At 43.0% G+C, this 24,419-nt stretch carries 22 protein-coding genes; 13 read left to right on the top strand and 9 right to left on the bottom strand.

Annotated features, from left to right (window positions below):
* Positions 1 to 21 precede the first annotated feature (21 nt).
* Entirely contained in the window at positions 22 to 4,605 is a 4,584-nt protein-coding gene (locus tag K339_RS0105020) for a translocation/assembly module TamB domain-containing protein (protein ID WP_028522639.1), read from the top strand.
* Between the two features lie 26 nt (positions 4,606 to 4,631).
* Here the strand turns inward: K339_RS0105020 and K339_RS35740 are convergent, their stop codons facing one another.
* On the bottom strand, positions 4,632 to 6,146 hold the full coding sequence (locus K339_RS35740) for a TlpA family protein disulfide reductase (RefSeq protein WP_051397813.1): 1,515 nt from the start codon (positions 6,144 to 6,146) through the stop codon (positions 4,632 to 4,634).
* A gap of 162 nt (positions 6,147 to 6,308) precedes the next feature.
* Here K339_RS35740 and K339_RS0105010 point away from each other — a divergent pair, with 162 nt between their 5' ends.
* The 4 genes from K339_RS0105010 (at position 6,309) to K339_RS0104995 (ending at position 11,030) form a co-directional block, all read left to right on the top strand.
* Entirely contained in the window at positions 6,309 to 6,572 is a 264-nt protein-coding gene (locus K339_RS0105010) for a TolC family protein (RefSeq protein ID WP_028522638.1), read from the top strand.
* Positions 6,573 to 6,624: 52 nt separating this feature from the next.
* Positions 6,625 to 9,150 (top strand): tetratricopeptide repeat protein, encoded by a 2,526-nt coding sequence (locus tag K339_RS0105005; protein WP_028522637.1) that lies wholly within the window; start codon positions 6,625 to 6,627, stop codon positions 9,148 to 9,150.
* 69 nt (positions 9,151 to 9,219) lie between these two features.
* On the top strand, positions 9,220 to 10,311 hold the full coding sequence (locus tag K339_RS32580; protein ID WP_051397812.1) for a serine hydrolase: 1,092 nt from the start codon (positions 9,220 to 9,222) through the stop codon (positions 10,309 to 10,311).
* Positions 10,308 to 11,030, top strand: a complete 723-nt coding sequence (locus K339_RS0104995) for an ABC transporter ATP-binding protein (RefSeq protein WP_028522636.1) — start codon at positions 10,308 to 10,310, stop codon at positions 11,028 to 11,030. The genes K339_RS32580 and K339_RS0104995 overlap by 4 nt, the downstream gene beginning before the upstream one ends.
* Before the next feature lie 161 nt (positions 11,031 to 11,191).
* Here the strand turns inward: K339_RS0104995 and K339_RS32575 are convergent, their stop codons facing one another.
* On the bottom strand, positions 11,192 to 12,634 hold the full coding sequence (locus K339_RS32575) for a S41 family peptidase (RefSeq protein ID WP_211243781.1): 1,443 nt from the start codon (positions 12,632 to 12,634) through the stop codon (positions 11,192 to 11,194).
* 40 nt (positions 12,635 to 12,674) lie between these two features.
* Between K339_RS32575 and K339_RS0104985 the strand changes: the two genes are divergently transcribed.
* The gene (locus K339_RS0104985; RefSeq protein ID WP_028522635.1) at positions 12,675 to 13,703 is read left to right on the top strand and encodes a WD40/YVTN/BNR-like repeat-containing protein; all 1,029 of its coding nucleotides are present in this window, start codon (positions 12,675 to 12,677) and stop codon (positions 13,701 to 13,703) included.
* Positions 13,704 to 13,710: 7 nt separating this feature from the next.
* Here K339_RS0104985 and K339_RS0104980 read toward each other — a convergent pair whose 3' ends face one another.
* The 5 genes from K339_RS0104980 to K339_RS0104960 form a co-directional block, all read right to left on the bottom strand.
* Complete coding sequence (locus tag K339_RS0104980; protein ID WP_028522634.1) at positions 13,711 to 14,676, bottom strand: ComEA family DNA-binding protein; 966 nt, start codon at positions 14,674 to 14,676, stop codon at positions 13,711 to 13,713.
* A gap of 79 nt (positions 14,677 to 14,755) precedes the next feature.
* The gene (locus tag K339_RS0104975) at positions 14,756 to 15,193 is read right to left on the bottom strand and encodes a hypothetical protein (RefSeq protein WP_028522633.1); all 438 of its coding nucleotides are present in this window, start codon (positions 15,191 to 15,193) and stop codon (positions 14,756 to 14,758) included.
* 3 nt (positions 15,194 to 15,196) lie between these two features.
* A complete protein-coding gene (locus K339_RS0104970) occupies positions 15,197 to 16,219 on the bottom strand; it encodes an AAA family ATPase (protein ID WP_028522632.1) in 1,023 nt (340 codons plus the stop codon).
* 4 nt (positions 16,220 to 16,223) lie between these two features.
* A complete protein-coding gene (gene vapC, locus K339_RS0104965; protein ID WP_028522631.1) occupies positions 16,224 to 16,625 on the bottom strand; it encodes a type II toxin-antitoxin system VapC family toxin in 402 nt (133 codons plus the stop codon).
* Positions 16,606 to 16,812: a type II toxin-antitoxin system VapB family antitoxin gene (locus K339_RS0104960; RefSeq protein ID WP_037299252.1), complete on the bottom strand. Its 207-nt coding sequence runs from the start codon at positions 16,810 to 16,812 to the stop codon at positions 16,606 to 16,608. Before K339_RS0104960 ends, vapC begins: the two co-directional genes overlap by 20 nt.
* Before the next feature lie 143 nt (positions 16,813 to 16,955).
* On the opposite strand from K339_RS0104960, the gene K339_RS0104955 reads away from it, so the two are divergent.
* Complete coding sequence (locus tag K339_RS0104955; protein ID WP_028522629.1) at positions 16,956 to 18,440, top strand: glycine--tRNA ligase; 1,485 nt, start codon at positions 16,956 to 16,958, stop codon at positions 18,438 to 18,440.
* A 359-nt stretch (positions 18,441 to 18,799) separates the two neighbouring features.
* Here the strand turns inward: K339_RS0104955 and K339_RS0104950 are convergent, their stop codons facing one another.
* Entirely contained in the window at positions 18,800 to 19,540 is a 741-nt protein-coding gene (locus K339_RS0104950; RefSeq protein WP_028522628.1) for a hypothetical protein, read from the bottom strand.
* Positions 19,537 to 19,875 (bottom strand): PadR family transcriptional regulator, encoded by a 339-nt coding sequence (locus K339_RS0104945; RefSeq protein WP_028522627.1) that lies wholly within the window; start codon positions 19,873 to 19,875, stop codon positions 19,537 to 19,539. Before K339_RS0104945 ends, K339_RS0104950 begins: the two co-directional genes overlap by 4 nt.
* A 106-nt stretch (positions 19,876 to 19,981) precedes the next feature.
* On the opposite strand from K339_RS0104945, the gene K339_RS0104940 reads away from it, so the two are divergent.
* The 6 genes from K339_RS0104940 (at position 19,982) to K339_RS0104915 (ending at position 24,308) form a co-directional block, all read left to right on the top strand.
* Positions 19,982 to 20,614, top strand: a complete 633-nt coding sequence (locus K339_RS0104940; RefSeq protein WP_028522626.1) for a Uma2 family endonuclease — start codon at positions 19,982 to 19,984, stop codon at positions 20,612 to 20,614.
* 94 nt (positions 20,615 to 20,708) lie between these two features.
* Positions 20,709 to 21,866 (top strand): MFS transporter, encoded by a 1,158-nt coding sequence (locus K339_RS0104935; RefSeq protein ID WP_028522625.1) that lies wholly within the window; start codon positions 20,709 to 20,711, stop codon positions 21,864 to 21,866.
* Between the two features lie 63 nt (positions 21,867 to 21,929).
* Entirely contained in the window at positions 21,930 to 22,592 is a 663-nt protein-coding gene (locus K339_RS0104930; RefSeq protein WP_028522624.1) for a heme exporter protein CcmB, read from the top strand.
* A gap of 65 nt (positions 22,593 to 22,657) precedes the next feature.
* Complete coding sequence (ccsA, locus tag K339_RS0104925) at positions 22,658 to 23,365, top strand: cytochrome c biogenesis protein CcsA (protein WP_084332111.1); 708 nt, start codon at positions 22,658 to 22,660, stop codon at positions 23,363 to 23,365.
* A gap of 9 nt (positions 23,366 to 23,374) precedes the next feature.
* Positions 23,375 to 24,052: a hypothetical protein gene (locus tag K339_RS0104920; RefSeq protein WP_028522622.1), complete on the top strand. Its 678-nt coding sequence runs from the start codon at positions 23,375 to 23,377 to the stop codon at positions 24,050 to 24,052.
* Between the two features lie 19 nt (positions 24,053 to 24,071).
* Positions 24,072 to 24,308, top strand: a complete 237-nt coding sequence (locus K339_RS0104915) for a CcmD family protein (RefSeq protein ID WP_037299250.1) — start codon at positions 24,072 to 24,074, stop codon at positions 24,306 to 24,308.
* The last annotated feature ends 111 nt before the right edge of the window (positions 24,309 to 24,419 follow it).

Here is a 24,419-nt window from a genome sequence, read left to right as displayed (position 1 = left end):
TGTTGAGTAGTCACCCAGCCCATGAAGCGTATCCTTTGGCACATCTTGAACGCACTCTTTATCCTCTTTGTCACAGTCGTGCTGTTGGCAGAGATGATAAGCCTATGTGTTCAATTTCCATTGATACAAACCTCGCTCGTCGGCTACGTTACCCAAAAACTTTCTAAAGAACTTCAGCACCCGACTTCCGTCGGAAAGGTAAGCATTAAATGGTTTAACGCCGTTTCGCTCGAAAAAGTTGAGATTCGCGACCGCAAAGGCCGTCCCATGATTCAAGTAGAGCGCCTCGACGTCAACCACGACTTTTTGGCGCTGGCGATCAGCAAAGATAAAAAGACTTTTGGGACATGGCTCGATGAGGCTACGCTTTACCGTCCTTCGGTATGGTTGGTGAAAAACCCCAAAACGGGTGATTTGAATTTGGATGAGTTCATTGCCCGCATCGAAGAGCTGACTGCTAACCCCAATTCCCCAGGGGTAAAAGACCAAAATGTGCCGTTTTATATCAAACAAGTGCATTTGATTGAAGGGACGTTCCGTTTTGACGATCCTCGTGAGCAACGAATGTCGGGTAAAGCCTTCGATTACAACCACTTTACCTTGAAGGGTATCAGCGGAGAAGCCAAGAATTTTATGATTTTGGGGGATACCATCGCCCTCAAAGTTCGGGGGCTACATACCTACGACAAACGTACCAATTTGACGGTAAAAGGGTTGAATTCCAACGTGATGTACTGTCGTACCAAGCTGGAGTTGGCAGATTTGTACGCGCCCATTGGCAATTCGATTATCAAAAATTATATTTCTTTCAATTATGACAAACCATCGGCTTTTGGCGACTTTAATGCCAAAGTACTGATGAAAGCCCACATCGACAGTTCGCGGGTGCGGTCGGAAGATTTGGGGTGGTTTGCCGACTATTTGTTTACGCTCAATGAAACCTGGAAAGTCCACGGAGATTTTCTGGGAACAGTCAACGACTTTAAGTTGACCAATACCGATTTGCGATTTGGTAAAAATAGCCGCCTGCGCGGGACAATCGCTTTTAAAGGTGTGACAGAATTTGCGACTTCATTGTTGGATTTTGACATGGTTGAGACGCGGGTCGATGCGGCTGATTTGTACCAATATTATCCCGAAAAATCGTTTAATGATTTGGCGAAAAAATTCGGGGTAGTGGATTTCTCGGGTAAATACAAAGGCACAATTGACCGCTTCAACATGAGTGGGGATTTTAAAACGTCGCTGGGACAAATCAACGTCCGAGCGCTTGAAATGAACCTCGCCGCTCCCGTTCCTACCTACGTAGCCGATATGAAAACCCAAGATTTTGATTTGGGAAAGTTGGTAGAAGACGACGCGTTTTCTCAACTTGATTTGGACGGAAAAATAAGCGGAAAAGGGTTTGATATTAAAAATGCGGGGCTGCGTCTTGATGGCAAAATGCCGAAATTTACCTACAATGGCTACGTCTATAAAAATGTGTATCTGAACGGTACGCTGCAAAATAAGCTTTTTAAAGGCTCGGTGATTGTCCGCGATACCAACCTCATTGCTGACGTGGACGGAACTTTTAATTTTAATAAAGACAGGTACTCCTACCACGCCGAAGGTTTTGTACAACGCGCTGATTTGCGCGCGCTCAAGTTTATGAAAGACTCCTTGTTGATTCACACGGAGTTGAACGTGGACTTGGAGGGTAATACGATGGATGAAATGGTGGGCAAAGCGAAGTTTCTGAATAACTACGCTACGTTTAAAAACCGCAATTTGGTCGTTGATACCTTGTTGGTTGACTCTCGCCTAGAAGAGAAAAATCGTGACTTAGACATTCGCTCGGAGTTCTTTAATTTTAAAGCCAATGGACGCTTTGAACCTACCAAAGCGGTGGTGGACTTGGCACGTTTGTTTGATGAATACCAAATGTACTTTTTGGGAGACGAAGCTGCCCAAATCGCATATTATGAAAACAAACAACTCAAGAAGCCAATCGGGGAGCGCTATAGTGTGGCGTATGATTTGAAATTTAAGAAAATGGATCGCCTGTTGGCGTTTCTTTTTCCAGAAGGCTACGTCTCCAACGGGTCGCGCGTGGAGGGGGTATTTACGGTAGATAATACCTCAATGTTTTCGATGACGGGGCAATTGGATACCCTCAAAATTGGGAATAACTCGTTCTATCACACTGAGTTGGATTTGAATACCTCGAAGTTTACCAATACGCCTCAAGTGCTTGCATCGGCGATTATTCGGTCTGACCAGCAAAAATTGGTGGGAATTGCGCCTACCGAAAACATGCAAATCGAAGCTGCTTGGAACGAAGACCACATAGCTTTTCGGAGCAACTTACGCCAACAAAAACTGCCTAACCGCGCTACGCTCAATGGTGAACTTCGGTTTGTGGGAGATTATATGTCGTTGCAGTTCAAAAAATCAAAACTCCGCTTGTTGGAGGAAGACTGGAACTTGGATGCTACCAACCTGATTATCATTAATGGTTCAGAAGTGCTTTTGAGCAATGTGAACCTAAAAGCAGATAAAAAAGACCAGCTAATTTCCTTGAACGGAAAAATGTCCACCAATGCCTCCGAAGAACTGGCTTTTGAAACCCATAATTTTGAACTGGCTACCCTCAACCCCGTCCTAAATGTAAATCTTGGGGGCGTGGCCAACGGTAGCCTGACGATGAGGGATGTATATCGTACGTTGATTTTTGACAGCCAGCTTCAGATTAAGAAACTGACCTACAATAATTTCTTGATGGGCAACTTGATGGGTGATGGTGAGTGGGATCCTGTTGATAAGCACTTGCACGTGGACATTCATTTGGACAAAAACGAGAAGCGTGAATTTACCGTTACGGGCACTTATACTCCCGACCGCACCGACGATGAGTTGGACTTAACGGCCGAATTTAACGAAACAAACCTCAATTTGATTGAACCTTTTGCGCGGGGGTTGGTGTCGAACATCACAGGAAAAGCTGTTGGGAAAGTGTCGGTGAAAGGAGCGGCGTTGTCGCCTGTGCTGGATGGAACGGTGGATGTGAAAAAAGGACGTTTGACATTCGACTATTTGAAAGCGGTATTGTCGTTTGAAGATAAAGTCTATTTCGGAGAAAGTGATATTCGGGTAAAAAACCTTCGCCTGACTGACCCCGAAGGAAACGTGGCCAATTTACGCGGGGGCGTTTACCACGATGGATTTAGCAAGTTTTCGTTAGGTTTTGATGCCGAAATGCGCAACTTCCGAATGCTGAATACAACGATTCGGGACAATGAACTTTTTTACGGCAATGCCTACGCAACGGGTACCATGGAGATTTTTGGCCCCATTAATAATTTGAACATTAGTGCCGATTTGACCAGCAATAAAGGAACAAAAATATACATTCCGCTCGATGGCGCGGCCGAAGTGGCTTCCGAAGATTTTGTCCAGTTTGTGTCGCCAGTAGAAGATACCACCACGCAAATTGCGAAGGAGGATAAAGTTATTCCCGCCCAAGAAAGTAACATCAAAATGGATTTTCGCCTCAACATGACGCCCGATGCGTACTGTGAAATCCAGTTTGACCGACAAGGAGGTGATGCCATCAAAGCCTACGGACGAGGGCTTATTAATCTCAAAATTGATACCCGCGACGTATTTGACATGGCTGGGTCGTACGAGATTCAAAACGGAGACTATTTGTTTACCTTGCAAAACGTCATCAACAAGAAATTCCAAATCCAGAAAGGAAGCCGAATTTCTTGGACGGGCGATCCCTACGGCGCAATTCTCGACGTAAAGGCAAGCTATTTGTCCAACGTTTCGTTGGCACCCGTACTGTCGGCCAGTACCACTACGACTTCTACTTCCAACAACGATGCGCTCATGTCGCGCCGTTATCCAGTAGAAGTAACCATTGGCCTAAGCGAGCGAATGCTGTCGCCCCAAGTGACGTATGGTTTGAAGTTTAAAGAATATCCTGCGGCTTATTCGTACATCGTGACAGCCCTAGAAGAGCGCCTCAAGCGCGACGAACAGTCGCTGTCGCAGCAGGTGAGTAGTATGTTGTTGTTTGGGCAACTTTTCTCTGATCAAAACAACATTTTGGCGCAATCAGCAACGGGTATCGGAAACAGCATTGGAGAAATGGTGACGAGCCAAATCAATAAATGGGGGTCGTCGTTGAATGAGAACTTAGAACTTGGCGTGTCGGGCTTAAACTTTAATTTGAACGACCCGACCATTAATGCTCTCAATAACTTGCAGTTACGTTTTTCGTATCGTTTCTTAAACGACCGTTTCCGCATCACCCGCGACGGTCGCTTGTCGTACGGGCAAAACCAATACGATGCGACGAGTTTGTTGCTGGATTGGACCCTAGAATACTGGCTCAACGACGACGGAAGTCAGCGTTTGCGGATGTACAATCGTAACGTCCAAAACCAGTATTTAGCTTCTACGGGCACGCCAATGGCAGTATCGTATGGGGCTAGTTATTTATTTACCCGTAGTTTCAATTCGTTTAGAAATTTAGGGCCGAAAGAATCGCGTCCCGAAACCCTTCCCAAAACAGATTCTGGCAGGCTCACCACTTATCGTAACTCGGTAATGAAGTAAAAGGGGGGCTCACAACCTGTTTATTTTTAACTTTTCTTCAATAAATCATCAATTAAAAGTTTGAACATCTTGGTGTCTCTAACATCAGGAGAGTACAATTTTAAAATTTGACCTTTTTGGTTTAAAATAATGTACCTTGGTAAATACTTTACGTCAAATTTTTTGGCAAAATCAGATTTCATACCTCCAGAAACCCACGACGACTCTTCAGGTTTTAATTGCAGTTTTTTTACACCTTTCCTCCAATTTTCTTCTTTATCATCCAAAGAGATTTTTAGAAAAGAAACCTTGTTCTCGTTTATGTAGTGCTCTTGCAATGCTTCAACAATAGGAAATGCGTCTATACAATTGCCACACCAACTAGCCCACAAATCAATGACAGTAATAGGTGTCAACTTTTCATTAAGTTTATACGCATCATTAGAGATTGTCAGAAGTTTAAAGTCGCTGATATAATCTTTATCTGTGTATTTTATTGAGCTAGGCGCTATTTCTTCGTAATATCTCTTCCGAATAAATGCTCTTCTTTCTTCGTTTAGATAGGGATCATAGACTGTCATCAATGAATCTATTGATGGATAATGAGTAAGCGAGAGGTAGCGCCTGGCGTTAGAGACTATAAAATATAAATTGTCGGCAATTGTATAAGAACGTTTTTCTCCATCATAGTGGCTAGATACATATTTTAAAAGATAGGCATAATGGCCAATTTTTTGGTACAAGCTACTGTCTTTTGACTCTCGTACCCTTGCCAAAACATAGCTGGGTAAATATGAAGTAAAGAAAAGCAGACTACTTGCTGAGTTTAAGTTAATTTCTTCTTTCTGGAAATTTGTTGGTTGGATGTATTTTTTGAAGAAATTTTCTGCTTTTTCACCCTTGTATTTTCGATCATTGATGAAATTAATTAATCTTCCCAATCTATGATAAGTTAATTCAGTTTTTTCAGTTGCGAAGAAAGACTGCATTAACTCATTTGACGATAAATTAACCAGGTTTTTATAAATGATATATACCGAATCTAACTTGTTATAGTGAGTTTCTATTTTTGTTAAATACCCTTCTTCCGTTATAGTCTTTCCTATATCTCTTAAAAGTGGCATTCTGCTAGTAGTGTTTATCTCTTGTAAATAATCGTTGGCGATTTTGTAGTCGCCTTGATATTGAAATGATACAAACCCATTTTTTTTATTGTTCATATCAATGCTTACTGTAAGTTGATGGCCTGGTACAATAAATATTTTACGGCTAATTCCATTCACAACTGCTTCCATATTCATTGATTTTGGAAAGCGGTATTTCTTTTTACATATTCTATTGTTGATTATTAAAGTGTCGGTAGTACTTGTCAAATAATTTAAACTGTAATTTAAAAGTATGTAAGGAGCTGATAAGTTTTTTACTTCAAACCGAATGGTTGATTCGATTTGTGTGCTATCTTGATTTGAAAGTGGATTGTCTTTTAGGTAACTTTCATTGTTGCCAAAAGTATCTAAAACCTTAAAGGTTATAATAAATAGTGTGAGAAAAAGAGTTTTCATGGTATGGTTTGTTGAAAAAGTGCTCTATCGTTATAGTTAGAAAACTATTTTAGCTATAGATTAAAGGTGTTTAGTCCATTTTAAGGTTAGGTAAAGTTAAAAAAAACTTAGTGTAAAAAAAATAAAATAATAGTAGATTGTGGTACCAACGAAGCCACTGAGGTGAAAGTTTTGAATAGGGTAATTTTGGTGCAAAAGGCCGACACGATTGCCCAAAAACGACTTGAAATCACCAAGCAACGCTATTTTTTGGGTAAACTCTCTATTACTGATTTGAATATTGCGCTCAATGAAACCGTGCAAGCTCGTCAAAATTATGTGAATGTGTTGAAGGCATACTGGACATCCTTTTATACCTTGCGGCGATTAACGCTTTTCGATTTTTTGAAGAATGAGAAAATAACCTATTCGGAAGGGCGTTTTTAGTAACACTTGGTTCAGGGTTTACCTGCGGGCATTTAGTATTTATTCAAATTCAATGAGATTTCTTCTTTTTTGGCAAAATTGGAACCGTTCTGAGCGGTTTTTGTACCTTACTGCCTTAGGGCTTTTGACGTTTAGCTTGGTTTGCCTTCTCTTTTTTCACTATCGAGGCATCGAAAATTCGATAGAGTGGAAAGTCCTGAGCGAACTGGACGAAGTCCCTGTGAAACTTGATAGTTTGAAAGTCAGTGGGCAGCAGTTAGCAGATAGTAGTCAGCGGGCAGAGACGCTTGTTTTGCTTGGCAAATCTTATATCCTGAAAGAACAGTTTGTTCCAGTTCAAATAGATACCCCAGAATGGCTAGGTTGGGGATATTTAGGTGGCGTGTTGGCGGGTTTTGTACTGTTGTTGGCCGCTATTTCGGGTTTGCCGCGTAGGTGGTACATTGGCGCCATGATGTTAGTCATTACGCTGCTTTCATTGTCCCATTTTGAAGTGCTACAACTTTTTGGCACCGACAATTCAACGGGCTTTGTGCTGGTAGCTGTGGTGTTGGGTATTGCAAGTTATTATATCCACGCTTTTCGAGAAGATATGCCGATGGTGCAGCGGATTTTTCTATTTGCGGGAGTGGTAGGAGTTTTAGTGGTGGCGTTTTCTTTGGCCGCTAAAGCACCAATGCAAGCCTTGACCGCGACCACCTACAGTTTGCTTCCCATGTTGATGTTGAGCGTTGGGTTTATCGGATGGCTATCGATAGAAATTGTGGCGGGTTTTGTGTATGTCGTAACTAACCCTCGTACTGGTTTTGGCAAGACGAGTTTGTTCAACTTTTTGTTTTTGTCAGTACTGTACATTTTTAGTACGTATCTGTTGTATCTCAAAGTAACCCGCCAAAGCGATGCTGCGTTTTGGTATATAAGTCCTGTAGTAATATATACTATAAGTCTTATTTTAGGGATATGGAGTTTTGCCCGACGAACCGAAGCATTCTTGCCTTTTCGTGAGATTGGTGCATGGTTATACGTTGGATTAGGATTGGTAACGACTACTGTGATGTCCTTTGCGCTTTTTACCCACAACAATTCGTTTATTGAAGTTTTTGAAGATGCGGTGGTGTATAGTCAATTGTGCATCGGAACGCTGTTTGTGGTCTATGTTGGTCTCAATTTCTGGCCGTTGTTCAAACAAGGGAAAGCCGTTTATAAAGTGGTGTACAAGCCCATGCGATTTTTACAGTCGCAAGCTTGGCTGATTGGGGGAATGGCCTGGATTGCCATTTTAGCTTTTAATCGTTTTTATACCATCGACCAAGCGCAGGCGGGTTATTACAATGGGTTGGGGGATTTACATACCGTTACGCGGGAGTGGACAGTGGCGAGTGGTTATTACCAACAAGCATTGGATATTGATTATCAGAACCACAAGTCGGCTTTTGCTTTGGCATCCTTGGCTTTGCGGCAGGGCGATCAGGCTACTGCAGGTTCGTTTTTTCAACAAGCCTTGCAAAAAGACCCAACGCCTCAAGCGTATGTGGGTTTGGGGCAGGCGCTACTAAACGAAAACCTATTTTTTGATGCGGTTTTTAACCTACGAAAAGGATTAAAAACGTTTCCTGATAATGGTGAAATTCAAAACAATTTAGGGTATTTGTATTCTCGAACGGCCATTGCCGACTCTACGTATTATTATTTTGAGCTGGCGCGTCAGAATGCTAAAAATCGTGACGTGGCGGAGAGTAATTTGCTTGCTTTTTGGGCAAAAGCACTTACGATTTCTTCGGGAAAAGGGTCTTTGGCGTCGTTGGGGCTAACCAAAAAGGATGTAGAAGAAACGCAGTTGCTAGAAAACAAAGCCGTCAATCTGTCGCACGAAGCCAATCGATTGGCCGTTGCAAAGCTCACAAATACCCGCACCGAAGCCGTGAAGGTAGCCCCTGATTTTGCCAAAGATTCGGCATTGAGTGTCAATAACTTTGCTTATTTGTACAATTTAGGGCAGTTTACGAAAGATACAAACCAAGCCAATTTGTTTAAAAAACTGATAAATACGGGCAACAACGGCAATTTTTACCATGAGCTGCAAGTAGCCCAAGCTTATGCGGAATATCCCCGAAACAAACTGACTGCCCTCGATATTTTGGCATCAGAAACAGTAGCAGATACTTCCCAAAAGGTAGCGATGGCCCGCCAGATGCTGGATTTTTGGCTTATCAAAGAAGCCCGCCCAAGCTTTGTAAACCTTGCTACTTTGAAAACAACAGCCGATTATTGGACGGCCGTAAGACAGCATCCGTTTGACATGGGTGTATTGACAGCGGCGACCCAATATTTTAATGCTCAAAAAAATCCAAAAGCGGCCTACGATATTCTACTCAATGCCTTACGCTTTCGTCGGACAGCGCCTGAGTTGCAAAAATTGTATGTTCTTCAATGCTTAAAATTATACCTAACAGACTTTGCAGAAGAAGGGCTACAGGACTTGGCCCAAATGACCACCGCTACCGATTATCAAGCATTTTTGAAAACCTATCAAGCCCAACGCGCACTCATCGAAAAAGAACGCGAAAGTTTCAGGTAAAAATGTACCTTTACGCATTGTTTTTTCCCTGCTTTTGAACTTTCGTTAATTTTTTAAAAACCACGTATTATGTGGAAAGTTGTTGCCACGGGCCTTGGCATACTTGCCTTGTTGTTTAGCTGTGTATTTGGGTATTTTTATTTTAAGTATTTACGCTATGAAACTGATTTTGTAGCTGAATATCTTCAAAAAAATCCTCAAAAATGTGCGATCTATTATGCTAAAAACGGGAAGGTGGAGGTCGCCCACAGGGTGGACAGCTTGATGCCGCTGGCAAGTACTGTAAAGGTTATCATTGCCGTGGAGTTTGCGCAGCAGGTAGCTTTAGGGAAAATCAAACCAGAAGAGCCGATTGCGATTGGAGAACTGGCGCGGTTTTACATTCCAGAAACAGATGGAGGCGCTCATCCGCAATGGTTGGCCGAACAAAGAAAAACCAAAAAATTGCAAAATAACGCAGTGCCGCTGTTAGAAGTAGCCAAAGGAATGCTTCAATACAGTAGCAATGCCAACACGGAGTATCTGATGTGGAAATTGGGTTTGAACAACATCAATGCCAATTTACCCAAACTGGGTCTAACCAAACACCAGCCGTTGTACCCTTTTGTGTCGGCTTTGTATGTTTGTTCGGACGAGCATTCAGAGGCTGCGATGAAAAATTTGCCAATGTCGGTTTATTTGGAACGCGCCAATAAGTATTTTGAATTACTGAAAATAGACACAACAACCAAGGCCAATTTTAAGTTAGCCAATATTCCGTTGCCAGTACAAAAGGTTTGGTCGAATCGTTTGCCAGCTTCAACGGCGGCAGAATACGGTTCTTTGATGCAAAAAATCAATAGTCGTACCTATTTTGACACTGCCACCCAAACCGTACTCGATGACCTGATGGAGTGGCCAATGCGATTAAACCCTGAAAATAAGCGGTATTTTACGCATTTTGGGGCCAAGGGAGGCTCTACGGCATTTGTGTTGAACTATGCTTTGTATGCAACCGATAAAAAAGGAAATAAAATTGAATTTGTCCTGTTTACCAATGAATTAAAGGTGTTTGACCAAACCCTTTTGCAAGCGGAGTTTCAGGAGTTTTTAAAGCGAATCATGAAAAATGACGCTGATAGCAAGGAAGTGTTAGACATTTTGAAAAAAATACAGTCATGAAAATTATCGAAACATCGCACATCGCCAAACGCTACATCATGGGAACCGAAATCATCGATGCCCTCAAAGATGTTACGATTTCGGTGAGTAGAGGTGAATATGTGGCTTTTATGGGTCCTTCTGGATCGGGAAAGTCAACATTAATGAACATCATTGGGTGTTTGGATTCGCCTACATCGGGAAAGTATATCTTAAATAGCAAGGACGTGAGCGATATGACCGAAAATGAATTGGCTGAGGTGCGAAACAAAGAGATTGGGTTTGTGTTTCAGACCTTTAATCTTTTACCTCGGATGACTTCGCTCGAAAATGTGGCACTTCCCTTGATTTATGCAGGATATACAAAGTCAGAACGCACCGAACGCGCCATGGCTGCCCTGAAAAGTGTAGGTTTGGAACAACGGGCTGGACACCGCCCTAATGAACTTTCGGGAGGGCAGCGTCAGCGCGTGGCCGTTGCGCGCGCCTTGGTCAATGATCCGAGTATTTTGTTGGCCGACGAACCTACAGGTAACTTGGACACCCGTACTTCCTACGAAATCATGGATTTGTTTGACCAACTTCATTCCAAAGGAAACACAATTGTCGTCGTTACGCACGAAGATGACATTGCCAAATATGCCCACCGCATCATTCGCTTGCGCGACGGGCTAGTAGAAACCGACGTAGTAAACGCAAATCCAACGAAAGTAAAACTAACGCAGTTGAAAGCAGAGTAGGAAAAAAGGCGTTTTAACGTGCGGTGGGTTATTTATTAAGTGGTGCTAGATGCTCACATCTAGCAAAAGAGGTTTCTCAAAACCTCGAAATTGTTCGATTTTGAGGTTTTGAGAAACCTCTCGTGTGGGTTATGAGTAACCCACAGCACAAGCCAACACATCTATTTTGGCGAACTTTCTACAAACATTTCGGTTTCGGGGCCTTGTGGTTGTATTTTATACCTCTCGATAGGCTCAGATTCGCTTATGCCTCTACGAGCGTTGCGGGTGCCTGTAATTTGATAAAAAGCTTCAGAAAGTAGGGGGTCTCTCAAGTCACCAAAGGCGTAAAATGGTTGCGTAATGCTTTCCTTTACAGTGACATTGGGCGTAAACCCTGCGGTGTAGTCAGATTGCCCTGCGGAGTTGTAGGTCTTGAGAATAATTGGCATAATCCCTTGCACAAAGCGCTTTTTAGTGTCTTTTATGACCGTCGAGCCCACATTTTTACCAACCGTTACATCTCCAATCAAAAACACTTCCATAAAAGGTTTGAGGGAATTGATAACCATTTCGCTGGCGGATGCGGTGCGTGTACTGGTCAAGACATACACCCGACTCAGGTTGCTGCCAATGTTTTCGGGACGGTTTTCAAAGAAACGTTGACCGTAATTGGCACCGTACTGCTTCTGTAAGTCAGGTGTTACGTTTTTGTTGTATTCGTCGCGGGTCATCAGCACTTTGTCATTTGCTCCCTTGGCAATAAAACTGCCGAGTGTCACCGCCGTAGAAATGTAGCCGCCACCGTTGTAGCGAAGGTCAAGCACAAACTCATTGACCCCAGCGGCTTTGAATTTTCCAAAAATTTGCGCCATTTTCTGGTCGTAGAGGGCTTGGTCGCTGTTGTTGGGTTTAGAATAAAAACGGTTATAGACCAAGTAGCCAATTTTCTTGTTGCCTTTGGTATAAATGGTATCAAACGGCATGGGGTCTTCTTGGAGGGATTGGGCCACTACCGTTTTGGTTTGACCTGTGCTTACAAAAGCTGCGTTTTCGTATCGACCCAAGCTAAAGACATAATTGGTGCCAACTGCGAGTAAATTGGCGTAGTTATCGGCCGTAACTGCTTGTCCATCAACGGTCATTTTTGCAATAATGTCACCTCGTTTGACACCACTTTGGGCGGCGGGAGAGCCTGGGATGACGTACAAAACAAGGGCAGAAATGGTATTGTTGATGTTATATAAGCTAAGTCGCGCGCCTGTCGTTTTACTTTCTCCCGCGAGCGATGCCTCGGTGGTTTCGGCATTGTCCAAAAAACGAGAAAAACGGTCTCCGTCGGGGCGTGCTTGCTTGTCATAAGTATAAAGCATGGCATTAAAATAGTCGGAAGAAGGAAGTTTTTTGTCTGCGCCGCTTGGAATTTTGTCGTTCCAATAATACCAATACTCCATGTTTACTTTGATAAATTCATTCACCAAGGCATCGCCAGAGGCTACCTCTTTGAACAAACTACACGACGAAAGTGTCACAAGCAGCAGCAGGGCTGCGTAAGAGAGGGGTTTAAAAGCCGTTTTGTGCATGGCATTATGAAGGGTTGATGAAGCAAAAACGTAAAATGTCAAGGATTGTTTTGACTATATTTACGACAAATATAAGACTACGATGAAATTTATTGCGCCCTTTTTTTTACTACAACTCTCGCTTTGTGTAAGTTATGCCCAATGGACTCCACAGAGTAGTGGTACCGATGCTCATTTTCGTTCAATTTCGGCCGTGAATGAGAAAATTGTATGGGCTGGGGGTTCCAAAGGAACGGTGCTACATACCGTAAATGGAGGAGCTTCTTGGGAGGTTTTGCACGTACAAGGTGCTGAAAAATTGGACTTTCGTGGGATTCATGGCCTAGATGCCCAAACGGCCGTGGCAGTAAGTGCGGGCTTGGCTGAGGAAGGACAAGCCCGCATTTTCAGAACCAACGATGGCGGGAAAACGTGGAAAGAAGTATGGCAAACAACCGAAAAGGGGGTCTTTTTGGATGGTATATCGTTTTGGGATGCTAAAAACGGAATGATTTTTGGAGATCCCATTGGTACTAAAATTTATTTGCTTAAAACTACTGACGGCGGACAAACTTGGCAACGCATTTCACCGTCGCAATTGCCCGAAAATAAGGCAGGCGAAGCAGCTTTTGCGGCTAGTAATTCTACGATGGTGCTTCAAGGAAAGAAAAACGTGTGGATTGGCACGGGTGGAAGTGACCACGCCCGCGTATTTTATTCGACCGACCGAGGCACAACTTGGCAAGTGACGGATACCCCGATGGCGGCAAATGCTTCTTCTGGGATTTTTGGCTTGAATTTTTGGGATGCAAAAAATGGGATAGCCGTTGGGGGAAATTACAAAGCTGACAAAGACGCATCGGATAACGTCATCGTGACCCACGACGGCGGGCAAACGTGGCAAAAAGCCACGCCAACTCAGCCAGCGGGTTTAAAAGAAGCCGTTCGTAAATTGAAAAACGGTTATCTTGTAGCGGTCGGTCCAGCGGGCACAAGTCTATCCAAGGACAATGGTCAAACGTGGGAAGCCTTGACCAACGCGCCCATGGGTTTACATGCCATGACCTGTGTTGGGAATGCTTGCTGGGCGATTGGGGCTAAGGGTGCGCTGGTTTACCTGCGTTTTCCTTAATACACTCTTAGAAAGCCAAGTAAGGCGCTATTTTTGAAACCAGTTTTTCGTCTAAAATTTTGATATTGAGTAACTCTTGGGCTGATTTGTAAGCGCCGTGCTGCTCGCGGTAACGCACAATAATTTCTGCTTGGCGCTTGGAAATGTAAGGATGTCGGTCGATGTCTTCTGCCGAAGCCGTGTTGATATTGATTTTTTGAGCAGGTGTTCGAATTGTCGCCCAACGATTCAACTCGCTCAGTGCTAAGGAGTCAAGACCGAAAATTTCGTTGTATTGGGTCACTGAAATAAATCCACCTAAACCATCCCTAAATTTCACAATTCTTGCTGCAAGTTTGCTGCCAATCCCCTTTAAACGAATGAGTTGGGTTGTGTCTGCTGTGTTGATGTCGAAGGAAATAGGAGCGGCTTTTTTAGCAAATGCAGAAGGGGCAGGTAGCGGCGAAGTGGGAGCGGAGATTGCCGTGGTTGCATTTCTTTCGCTGGGTGCGGGCAGGCTAATGTACGGTTCGAGGCGTTGGTAGAGTATGGGTTGCAGTCCATAAATTCGTTGTAAATCTTCTTTTTTACGAAATTTCCCCCCTTTAGAACGGTACTTTTCAATGCGTTCGGCAATGAACGTGGGCATTCCTAAAGCCTGAAATTGCTGTACGGTGGCGGTATTAGGGTCAAAAGGGAATGGTTTGGGGAGAGTTCGGAGGCTTTCGGGCGTTTTAGAGGGAGAATTGGTGTAATTTGTTGAAGAATACGTTGGTTTCTCGGGCTGAATAGATTCCAAAACAGCTACCAAACTATCGGCAGTTTGGTGGTCGGCTTGACTTATTTCGGGGGAGGGAAGTGGAAGAAGCCTTCCCATTAAAAAAGGGCCAAACCAACATACTACCATCAGTGTGGCAAGTACCATAAAACCACGCGCTTGACTGCGAGAAACCCCAAATTCGTCACGAATTGCTAATAAAAGGCGCTGAAACATAGGTTGTTTTTTAGTCTTTGACGCAATGAGCGTTTTGGAGTTACTAAATGCGGCCTAGATTATTCTTTTAGCTGGGCGGTTAAGGCTCATAATTCCTGTAATCAATGTGCTCAGGACGAGAGACTGCTTGTGGCTGAACGCCGTCTTGCCGAGGAGACTGATTGACGTCTTTGCGCAATCCTTCGTCGATGATAATACCGATTTTCCTGACTGATAACCAAATAGTTTTTAAATGTACCCAATCTTCACCATTCGAATTAAGTCGTTTCTCAAAGGTCTTGTTAAATTTGATCGTTTCTAATTCCGATTTTTCGAACTTCCGCAGACGCCCCTTTTTATTTAACTCACTGACTAGAACGGCAATATTTTGATTCGTTCGCCCGTATTCAACGAGTAATTTTTGATTAATAATCCACACACCTTCTTCTCGCAACCATTGAATCAGTTTTTTGTATTCGGGGTCTAAAGGATTGGTGAAGTTTTTGGCAATATTGGTGTCTATAAAAATGTCTTTCATTGGTTAGGTGTTTAGCGCAATGTCCATTACATCGACCGCATAGGTGTCAAAAAAGCTATCAGGCGCACCTTTAATCTGTCCATCTTTGGTGAATTCGACGTTGTAAGTAGTTGTTTTTATTCCGTCATTTTCGAAGTAATAGACCCGAATATCTTCTGGTTTAAGCTCACCTTTTACTAATAATAATCTAAGACGATTTAATAAATACTCGCTGTGGGTTTCAACAATGTATTGTTTGTTAGTATGATTGATTTGGTTGACCAAAAAATTGCCAAATAAAGCTTGGATTTTAGGATGAAGATGGATTTCTGGTTGAGAAAGAGCCAGACATGAATTATCACCTAATTGTAAATCAGCCACAATAATGGGTAAAAATTGACTGATGCCAAAACCTACATCGGTTAAAGCAGCTAACTCGCTGTTAGTTTGTGTTTTAACTGATAATTCAAAGCGCCCTCCTTTAAATTTGTTGGATTTGATTTCTTTGAAAAGTTCCAACTCCGACATGATTTTGGCTAATTCTTCCAGCTTATCAGGGTCAGTTTCTTCCCATTCTATAATTTGGTCAATGTAACCCGCCCCATCTGTATCTACTTTGGATTGGGCTTTTGCTTTTTGGTAATAGGTTCGTTCGGGTGGCTGGCGAAAGGAGCCGATGTAGTTGAAGTTTGTGTCGTAGTCGTTCGGGCGATAATTAATGTCTATTTCATAAATGTTTTTAGGTAAACCATGAGAATTATACCACCGTGTGTCAAAAATTGCGTCATTAAATTGAATAAAAATATCAAATTCAGATTTGTTAGAACTTTTATTAGTCATCTCCTCAAATCCACCCAAATTCACATACTTCCCATTGGGAGAAAGATAAAATGGAAACTGTTCTGTTTGTAAAACGGCTAAAAGACTGTAAATCAAGGAACTCTTGCCACTGCTGTTAGCACCTGTCAAGAGGGTAATGGGAGCAAATTCAACATCAACTTCTTCAAAACACTTGAAGTTTTTAAGGGAAAGGTTCTGGATTAACATATCGTTACGGTTTCCAAATTTTTAAGTCAGTATGAGCGGCGATGTGGTCGAAATCCACATCGTTGTGGCAAAGCTCGAGGCCAAAATGAATGGCATAAGCCGCAATCAAACAGTCATTTGGTTTGCGGATGGTGACGCCTTTTTTACGGAGTTGGCGATAGAGTCGGGCGGCTCCAATAGCTACCTCGGTAGCCTCTAATTGTAGTATTTTCAAGGCTTTGAAATCTTCTTTTAACGCTTCAAAATCAGCATCTTCTCGGATTCCCTGCAATACTTCCTGAATAATAACTGGACAGATACATACCAAATTGTCTTGCAAGTCTTCATCCAACTGATTGGTTAGAGCAGAGGCTACATTCTTTCGGAAATCTATCCAGGCGGAGGTGTCATATAAGCGGTACTTCATAGGTTCTCATTTCATCTAAATCTCCATCCCAACCTTTACCGCGCATTTGGCGTAAACGTTGCCGTCTCATGGTGTTGATAAGCTCTTCCAAGGCAATATCAATAATTTCTTTTTTCGTCTTCAGATTTGAATTCAGTTGGCGTATGGCAGCAATTTTGCTTTCGTCAATTTCAATATTTGTTCTCATCTTCCCTTTTTTTACACACAAAAATAGAAAAATTATACACATCGCCAAGTTTAGCCACAAATTGCGTAATTTTGCGCCCCAATAAGAATAGATAACTACATGCGGAAGATAACCGCAATTAACCAATAACGCATAACGTTCTCATGAGCCAAGCTCCAGCAACTTCCTTACAAGACATCGTATCTCACGCCAAAGAATACGGTTTTGTATTTCCTTCTTCTGAAATTTATGATGGTTTACAAGCAGTTTACGACTACGGTCAAAACGGGGTAGAGCTGAAAAATAACCTCAAAAACATGTGGTGGAAAGCCATGACGCAGCTCAATGATAATATCGTCGGGATTGACGCGGCTATTTTCATGCACCCGCTTACGTGGAAAGCGTCGGGTCATGTGGATGGCTTCAACGACCCCATGATTGATAACAAAGATTCGAAGAAGCGTTATCGTGCCGACCAACTTCTTGAAGGGAAAGCCGAGCAGTATGCCGCTGATGGTCAAGCCGAAAAAGCACAGGAGTTGTTGAATGAAATGGGACGCTTGTTGGGCGATAATAACCTAGAGGCGGTTCGTGAATTAATCATTGCAGAAGGTATTAAATGTCCTATCTCGGGTACGTCTAACTGGACAGAAGTACGTCAGTTCAACTTGATGTTCAGCACACAAGTGGGTTCGGTAGCCGAAGATTCAAACTTGATTTACTTACGCCCCGAAACGGCACAAGGGATTTTTGTTAACTTTTTGAACGTACAAAAATCGGGTCGGATGAAGATTCCTTTTGGCATTGCCCAAATCGGTAAAGCGTTCCGTAACGAGATTGTAGCGCGTCAGTTTACGTTCCGTATGCGGGAGTTTGAACAAATGGAAATGCAGTTTTTTGTTCGTCCTGGCACCGAAATGGCGTGGTACGAACAATGGCGCGATACCCGTTTGAAGTTTCACCAAGCGGTGGGTCTTCCTACGGAAAAATTGAAATTCCACATTCACGAAAAATTGGCGCACTATGCCAATGCTGCCGTGGATATTGAATATCAGTTTCCTTTTGGTTTCCGCGAAATTGAGGGTATTCACTCGCGCACGGATTTTGATTTGAAAAATCACCAAGAGCTTTCGAAGAAGAAACAACAGTATTTTGATAACGACCTCGACGAAAATGGTAAGCCGTTTGGTAACTACATTCCGTACGTAGTTGAAACGTCGGTAGGGGCTGACCGTTTGTTTTTGGCGGTGTTCTGTAATGCCTTTACCAAAGAAATGGTAGGTGAAGGTGAGGCGCAAAAAGAACGTACCGTGTTGAAACTACACCCTGCGTTGGCACCTTTCAAAGCGGCGATTTTCCCATTGGTGAAAAAAGACGGTTTGCCAGAAAAAGCCCGCGAAATTGAAAAAGCATTGAAAACCGAATTCCGCGTGTTTTACGAAGAGCGTGACGCGATTGGTAAGCGTTACACGCGCCAAGACCTTATCGGAACGCCATTCTGTATTGCAGTTGATTACCAAACGCTGGAAGACAACACCGTGACGATTCGTCACCGTGATAGCATGGAGCAGGAGCGCGTACACATCAACGAACTCAAGGCGAAGATTGGCTATGCCGTGTCGGAGCAGCGTATTTTGGAAATGATTTAATCGTTTTGGCGTCGGAGACGCTAGGCCATAATGTTCCCGAATTGTAGTTCGGGAACAGCTTTGAACAGCTTTAAGCCTTTGTTAGAGTTCAAAACTTTGACAAAGGCTTTTTTATTTAGGTGAAAAATAGCCTCAGAGAGGCGAAATCTTAGTAGAAAAAGGGAACAAAGACCTGCTCGATAGCGCGAGCATTCTGCTCGTGCTTACTATTCCAAGGCTTCGAGCCTATTTTGGTGCTTGCTCTAAAGGAGCAGGATAACTGTGTCGTTTTGGCGTCGGAGACGCTGGGCCATAGAGTTCCCGAATTGTAGTTCGGGAACAGCTGTGAACAGCCGTGAAAGCTCACGCCATCGGTTTTTTTATGTTGCCTTGACCTTAAATCGCTCGCGGTAAAGCTGGTAAAAGCTGAGGGAATAGGCGAGGTAAAAGCAGATGAGAGTGGCTATAATAGCTGCCTGAATTTGGGGAGAAAATGCTTTTAGTTCAATGCCAACTACCCTTGGTATAAACACGAAACAATTGAAAATTGAAAGTGAAAAACTGGCTTGCGCACCGATAGCCGTCCATTTGAGTGAATTGATAAACTTCCGCTCTTTTTTGAAATACCCCATCGTGTGTCGGTAAGTAGCGGGTAATAAAAAGAGTAATGGAGCAAAAGACAACAATCCGAAGAAGCCAACTCCAATTTTTAAGGGTACCAGATACGCAAATTGAAAAGTAAGCGCCCCCACTAAAAGCGACGTAACAATCGTTGGCCAACGAAAATAATTGCCCATAATTTGCCAGTGCCGTTTTTTGATTTCACTTCTTAAATTTCTTTCATAATCTTTTTGCAACCTTGAAAGACCGCTACTGCATTGAGTAACTTTTCTTAAGCTCCTGACATCATAGTAATATCTTTCGATAAGTGGAGGGCGGTAATTTACAAAGCTGATATTTACTTCTTCAAAAGCCTCTCCAAATGCCATACCATTTTCCATTCTATCTTCAATGGCCGTAATATAGTGATCAAGAAGCTCCTCGTACAGGTCTTGGTATTTGATACCACCTGTTATGATTTCTTTGCTGATCAGGTCTAGTTGTTCCGTCGTCAATTTCATCCTAGCGAAGGTTTGAGGTTTAAAATCTTTTGAAGGTTAGAAACAAAATCGCTCAATTCTGAGACTGCCGTTTGTGCTTGTTGGTGGCCATTTTCGGTCAATTTATAGTACTTTCGATTACGTCCATCCACGAGGGCATTTTCGGTCGAGAGTACGCCCTCAGCTTCTAATTTATGAAGCGTAGGGTACAGGGCGCCCTCCGTAAGAAGGAGCTCACCAGCGGTGATTTCGCGAACTCTTTGGGTAATTTCATACCCATACATGCGCTTATTTTCTTGCAAAAGTTGGAGAACAATAGCGCTCAGACAGCCTTTGAGGTACGTTTGTTGTTGCATACTGCAAATATACATTACATTTCTAAATACAAAATTTTCTTAGGTATAAAATTTCTTCCTTTTTCTTAACTTTGTTTAAAGTTTGGACATTAACAAGGTTAGTTATATGACAAAGCTTCCCAAAAAATACTACACTCCCGAAGAATACCTAGAATTGGAAGAAAAAGCCGCTTATAAAAGCGAATATATTCATGGAGAAATCTTTCCAATGGGTGATTTTGAAGGCGATACGCCCGAAGCAATGGCAGGGGCTAAACCTGCTCATAATGCTATTCGAGAAAATCTTTCTATCGAAATTGGTTCTTTTTTAAAAAAGAAGTCATGTCGCTCTTATTCAAGCGACCAGCGTGTTTTAATCCCTACTACGGGCCTCTACGCGTATCCCGATTTGGTCGCGGTTTGTGGAAAGCCTGAGTTTTCGGATAGTCAGACGGGAAGTTTAACAAATCCTGTGCTGATTGTGGAAGTGCTATCTCAAAGCACCGCTAACTACGATAGAAGCGAAAAATTTGAACTTTATCGCGACATCCCGACGTTCAGAGAATACCTACTCATAGATTCGCGTCGTGTGTGGGTGGAGCTTTGGCGCAAAAGTGAGGAGGGAATTTGGTCGTTGATGTTGGAAAGTAAGTTGCTAGAAGCAGTAATACATTTGGAAACGATTGGGGCTGATTTGTTATTAGCCGATTTGTATGCCAATACGGAAGATTTACCAGAGACGGTTTTTAGGGTTCGATAAACGTAAAAGAAATTGATATGCAAAAGAGCTGAAAGTGAACTCCGTGTGAAACTTTCAGCCCTTTTGTTTTTTTGTTCCACCGATTAGTGTCGATATGTACAATTTACAATTTTGGCTCTTATGCCTTAGTAACTTCCTATTTTCTGCCAGTTTTCAAATGATGATTCCCGAATTGCCCGATTACCTGACGGCAATGGGCGGACAACCTTACATCGGACTTATCATTGCACTTTTTACGTTTACCGCTGGATTATCGCGGCCATTTAGTGGCAAACTAACCGATACCATTGGCCGAGTGCCTGTCATGGCTTTTGGATCGTTGGTGTGTTGTGTAGCGAGCTTGTTTTACCCTTTTGTCCACGTGGTGTGGGGCTTTTTGTTACTCCGCTTTTTACACGGATTCTCAACGGGGACAAAACCTACGGCTACGGCCGCTTACGTTGCCGACATCATCCCCGAAAATCGTCGCGGAGAGGCGGCAGGGATGTTGGGCATTTTTACCGCAACGGGTATGTCGTTAGGTCCTGCCATTGGTAGTTATCTTACGATGTCGATGGGCATCAACCCCATGTTTTTTGTGTCATCGGCTTTTGCGCTGTTGTCGATTTTGATTTTGCTTAACATGAAAGAAACATTGGTTCAAAAAGAACGTTTCCGATTTAGCATGCTCAAAATCAGTCGCTCCGATTTGTTTGAACCCCGCGTACTCAACGTGTTTTTGGTGATGTTTGCCGTTTCTTTTTCGTCAGGGGTTATTCTGACACTCATACCAGACGTGAGCAAAACCCTCGGGATTCACAACAAAGGGCTGTTTTTTACGGTCTATACCATTGCTTCGTTGGTGATAAGGGTGTTTGCTAGTAAATCGTCTGATGTTTACGGACGCGTTCCTGTGATGATTGTTTCGTCCATACTTTTGGCGCTTGGGATGGGTATTTTGGGCGTTAGTCAATCGATATGGAGTTTTTGGACGGCGGCGATTTTGTTTGGTTTCTCTTGGGGACTCAACACACCTACTTTGACGGCATGGACGATTGACCTAAGTCACCCTGACTATCGCGGAAGAGCATTGGCAACCATGTACATTGCGCTTGAAGCAGGCATTGGGGTAGGAGCGTGGTGGTCGGGTTGGTGGTACGGCGGAAAACTCGCCAATATCCCCGTTGCCTTTTATGTTTCGTCGGTTTTGGCCTTAGCTTCGTTGGGTTACTTATTGTGGTGGAAACGCACGCATCGCACCGTAGTTGGATAAAAATTAAAAACTAATGACCTTCCTCAGTACAACGCGTTGGTTTGTGTCGTAATTTTGCCCCCGATGCAAGAACTTCGTACCCTCATCGGAAAAGAAATAACCCTCGAATGGCGCCAACGCTACGCCCTCAATGGGATGCTGTTGTACATTGTAAGTACGGTGTTTGTCTGTTATTTGAGCTTTAAACTCAAAGCTAACCAGCTGACACCCATTACGTGGAACACGCTATTTTGGATTATTATCTTGTTTACGGCGGTTAATGCCATTTCTAAAAGTTTTACCCAAGAACGCGCTGGACGCCTTTTGTACTATTATACTATAGCAAGCCCTCAAGGCATTATTCTTTCCAAAATCATTTATAATTCGGGATTGATGCTGGTATTGTCGCTGACGGGTTTTGGGTTTTATGCTTTTGTGATGGGCAACCCTGTCGGTGATTTGTGGATGTATTTAGTAACGATTTTTTTGTCAAGCATAGGGTTTGCGTCGTCGTTGACAATGGTCGCGGGGATTGCCTCCAAAGCAGAAAACAACGGGGCCTTGATGGCAATTCTGAGTTTTCCAGTGATTATTCCTATGTTGTTGATGGTGATGAAGTTAGCAAAAAATGCCCTCGATGGCTTAGACCGTGGGTCTAGTTCGGAAGAAGTCATGATTTTGTTGGCCTTGGATGCCATCGTGGTTAGTTTGTCCTTAATTTTGTTTCCTTATTTGTGGCGTAGTTAGCCCCCCGCCCGCAGCGGCGGACCGCCCCAATGGGGGAGTTTTAATACCTATTTTGTTTAATTATTATGAAAGATAATCAAAATGACACAGCTCAAAACAAAAATATCCCCCGTTGGGGGCTAGGGGGCTGGTGGAAAATAGTAGCAGTGCTATTGCTGACTTATACACTTTACTTTGGATTGATGGGGACAGTTCCTCGCCGTGCCATTTTGAACGAAAGTATCCGTAACGTGTATTTCCATGTACCGATGTGGTTTGCCATGATTGCCATGCTCACTACCTCGTTGGTATATGCCATTAAGTATTTACGTACCAATGATTTACAATACGACCTCAAGTCGGTAGAATTTACCAACGTAGCTATTTTGTTGGGAATTTTGGGTTGCGCTACGGGCTCGCTGTGGGCTTCCGTTACTTGGGGTGATCCTTGGCCGAGCGACCCTAAGCTCAATAGCGTGGCAATCAGTATGTTGATGTATTTTGCTTATTTGATTTTGCGCGGGTCTTTTGACGATGAACAGCGTCGGGCGCGTATTTCGGCTGTGTATAATATTTTGGCGTACGCCGTGTTTATTCCCCTTATTTTTATTCTCCCTCGTTTGACGGATTCATTGCACCCAGGCAACGGTGGGAATCCCGCGTTCAGTGAATTAGACATGGACAACCAAATGCGACGGATTTTTTACCCCGCAGTGATTGGCTGGGGATTACTTGGAACATGGATGGCCACGGTACGAGTGCGCGTAAGAATGTTAGAGGAGCAGGCTGACTAAAGTAGATGAATGAAAGGATTGTGGATAGTTTTTGTGGTTGGGCCTTTGTTGGTGATGGGGCAAACATCCAGCCGAGAGTATGATAAAGTAACTTTTAAGTTTACGCCAAGTACGTTGATGTCGTTGACAAGTCCAGCGTGGCAAGCTGGTTTTGAATACCGTCCCAAAAAAAGTTTTGGAATAAACACAGAATTTGGGTCAAACCTAGGGGCATTGCGTTACGGGATTAATTGTCTTTCTTGTTCGGGTCAGCAGTATAATCATGCGAATTTCAAAATGAAGGAGGAGTTTCGGTGGTATATGACGCCTGGCCCCAACCCAGAATGGTATTTTGCCCAAGAAGTGTTTGTGATGAGGGACAACTACAGGCTAAGGAATGGGTATTCGAACCAAGATTCTCTGTACTATACCTTTGGTAGGGCCGAATATGACCGACTTGTATTTGGAACGGCCTCAAAAATAGGTGTGTTGTACAATTTGAATAAATATTGGCGATTAGAAATGTTTATTGGCTTAGGAGTTCGGATTCATCGTTCAAACTTTGAGTTGTGGGACGAAAAAAGAATGGAAGGGAGGCCATCGAGTGATTCACCTTTTAATCGAGCCCGTCCAGTCAACGTTGAAATGCTACCTCACCCGTCGATTGGTTTCAAATTGGGGTATGTACTTTGGAAAGGAACTGAATAAATTAAAATAACGAATTGAAATGAAAAAAAATAGCAAAAATACCTTTATCACTACCCTTCTTTTTGTGTTGGTTTCTTTAAACCTATTTGCTCAACAAGCCGTTCAACAGGAAATTTCAATGGCTGACCAAATGCGTGCCGATGGTAAAATTTGGGTGGTATTTGCGGTTATATCGGTCATTTTTGTGGGGATTATTGCCTTTTTGGTGAATATAGATAGGAAAGTTTCAAAGCTAGAAAAACAAGCAAAAAAATGAGCCTTTTAGATTTGATAGCCAAAATCGAAAAATTACCACAGCATAAGTACATTGTTAAGTAGCTAATTTCATTATTTCCCCGCAGAAATCCGCTGAATAATACAAGCGCAG

It is taken from the genome of Runella limosa DSM 17973, assembly GCF_000482465.1.
GTDB classification, from domain to species: domain Bacteria; phylum Bacteroidota; class Bacteroidia; order Cytophagales; family Spirosomataceae; genus Runella; species Runella limosa.
This window is presented reverse-complemented; position numbering and strand designations above follow the sequence as displayed.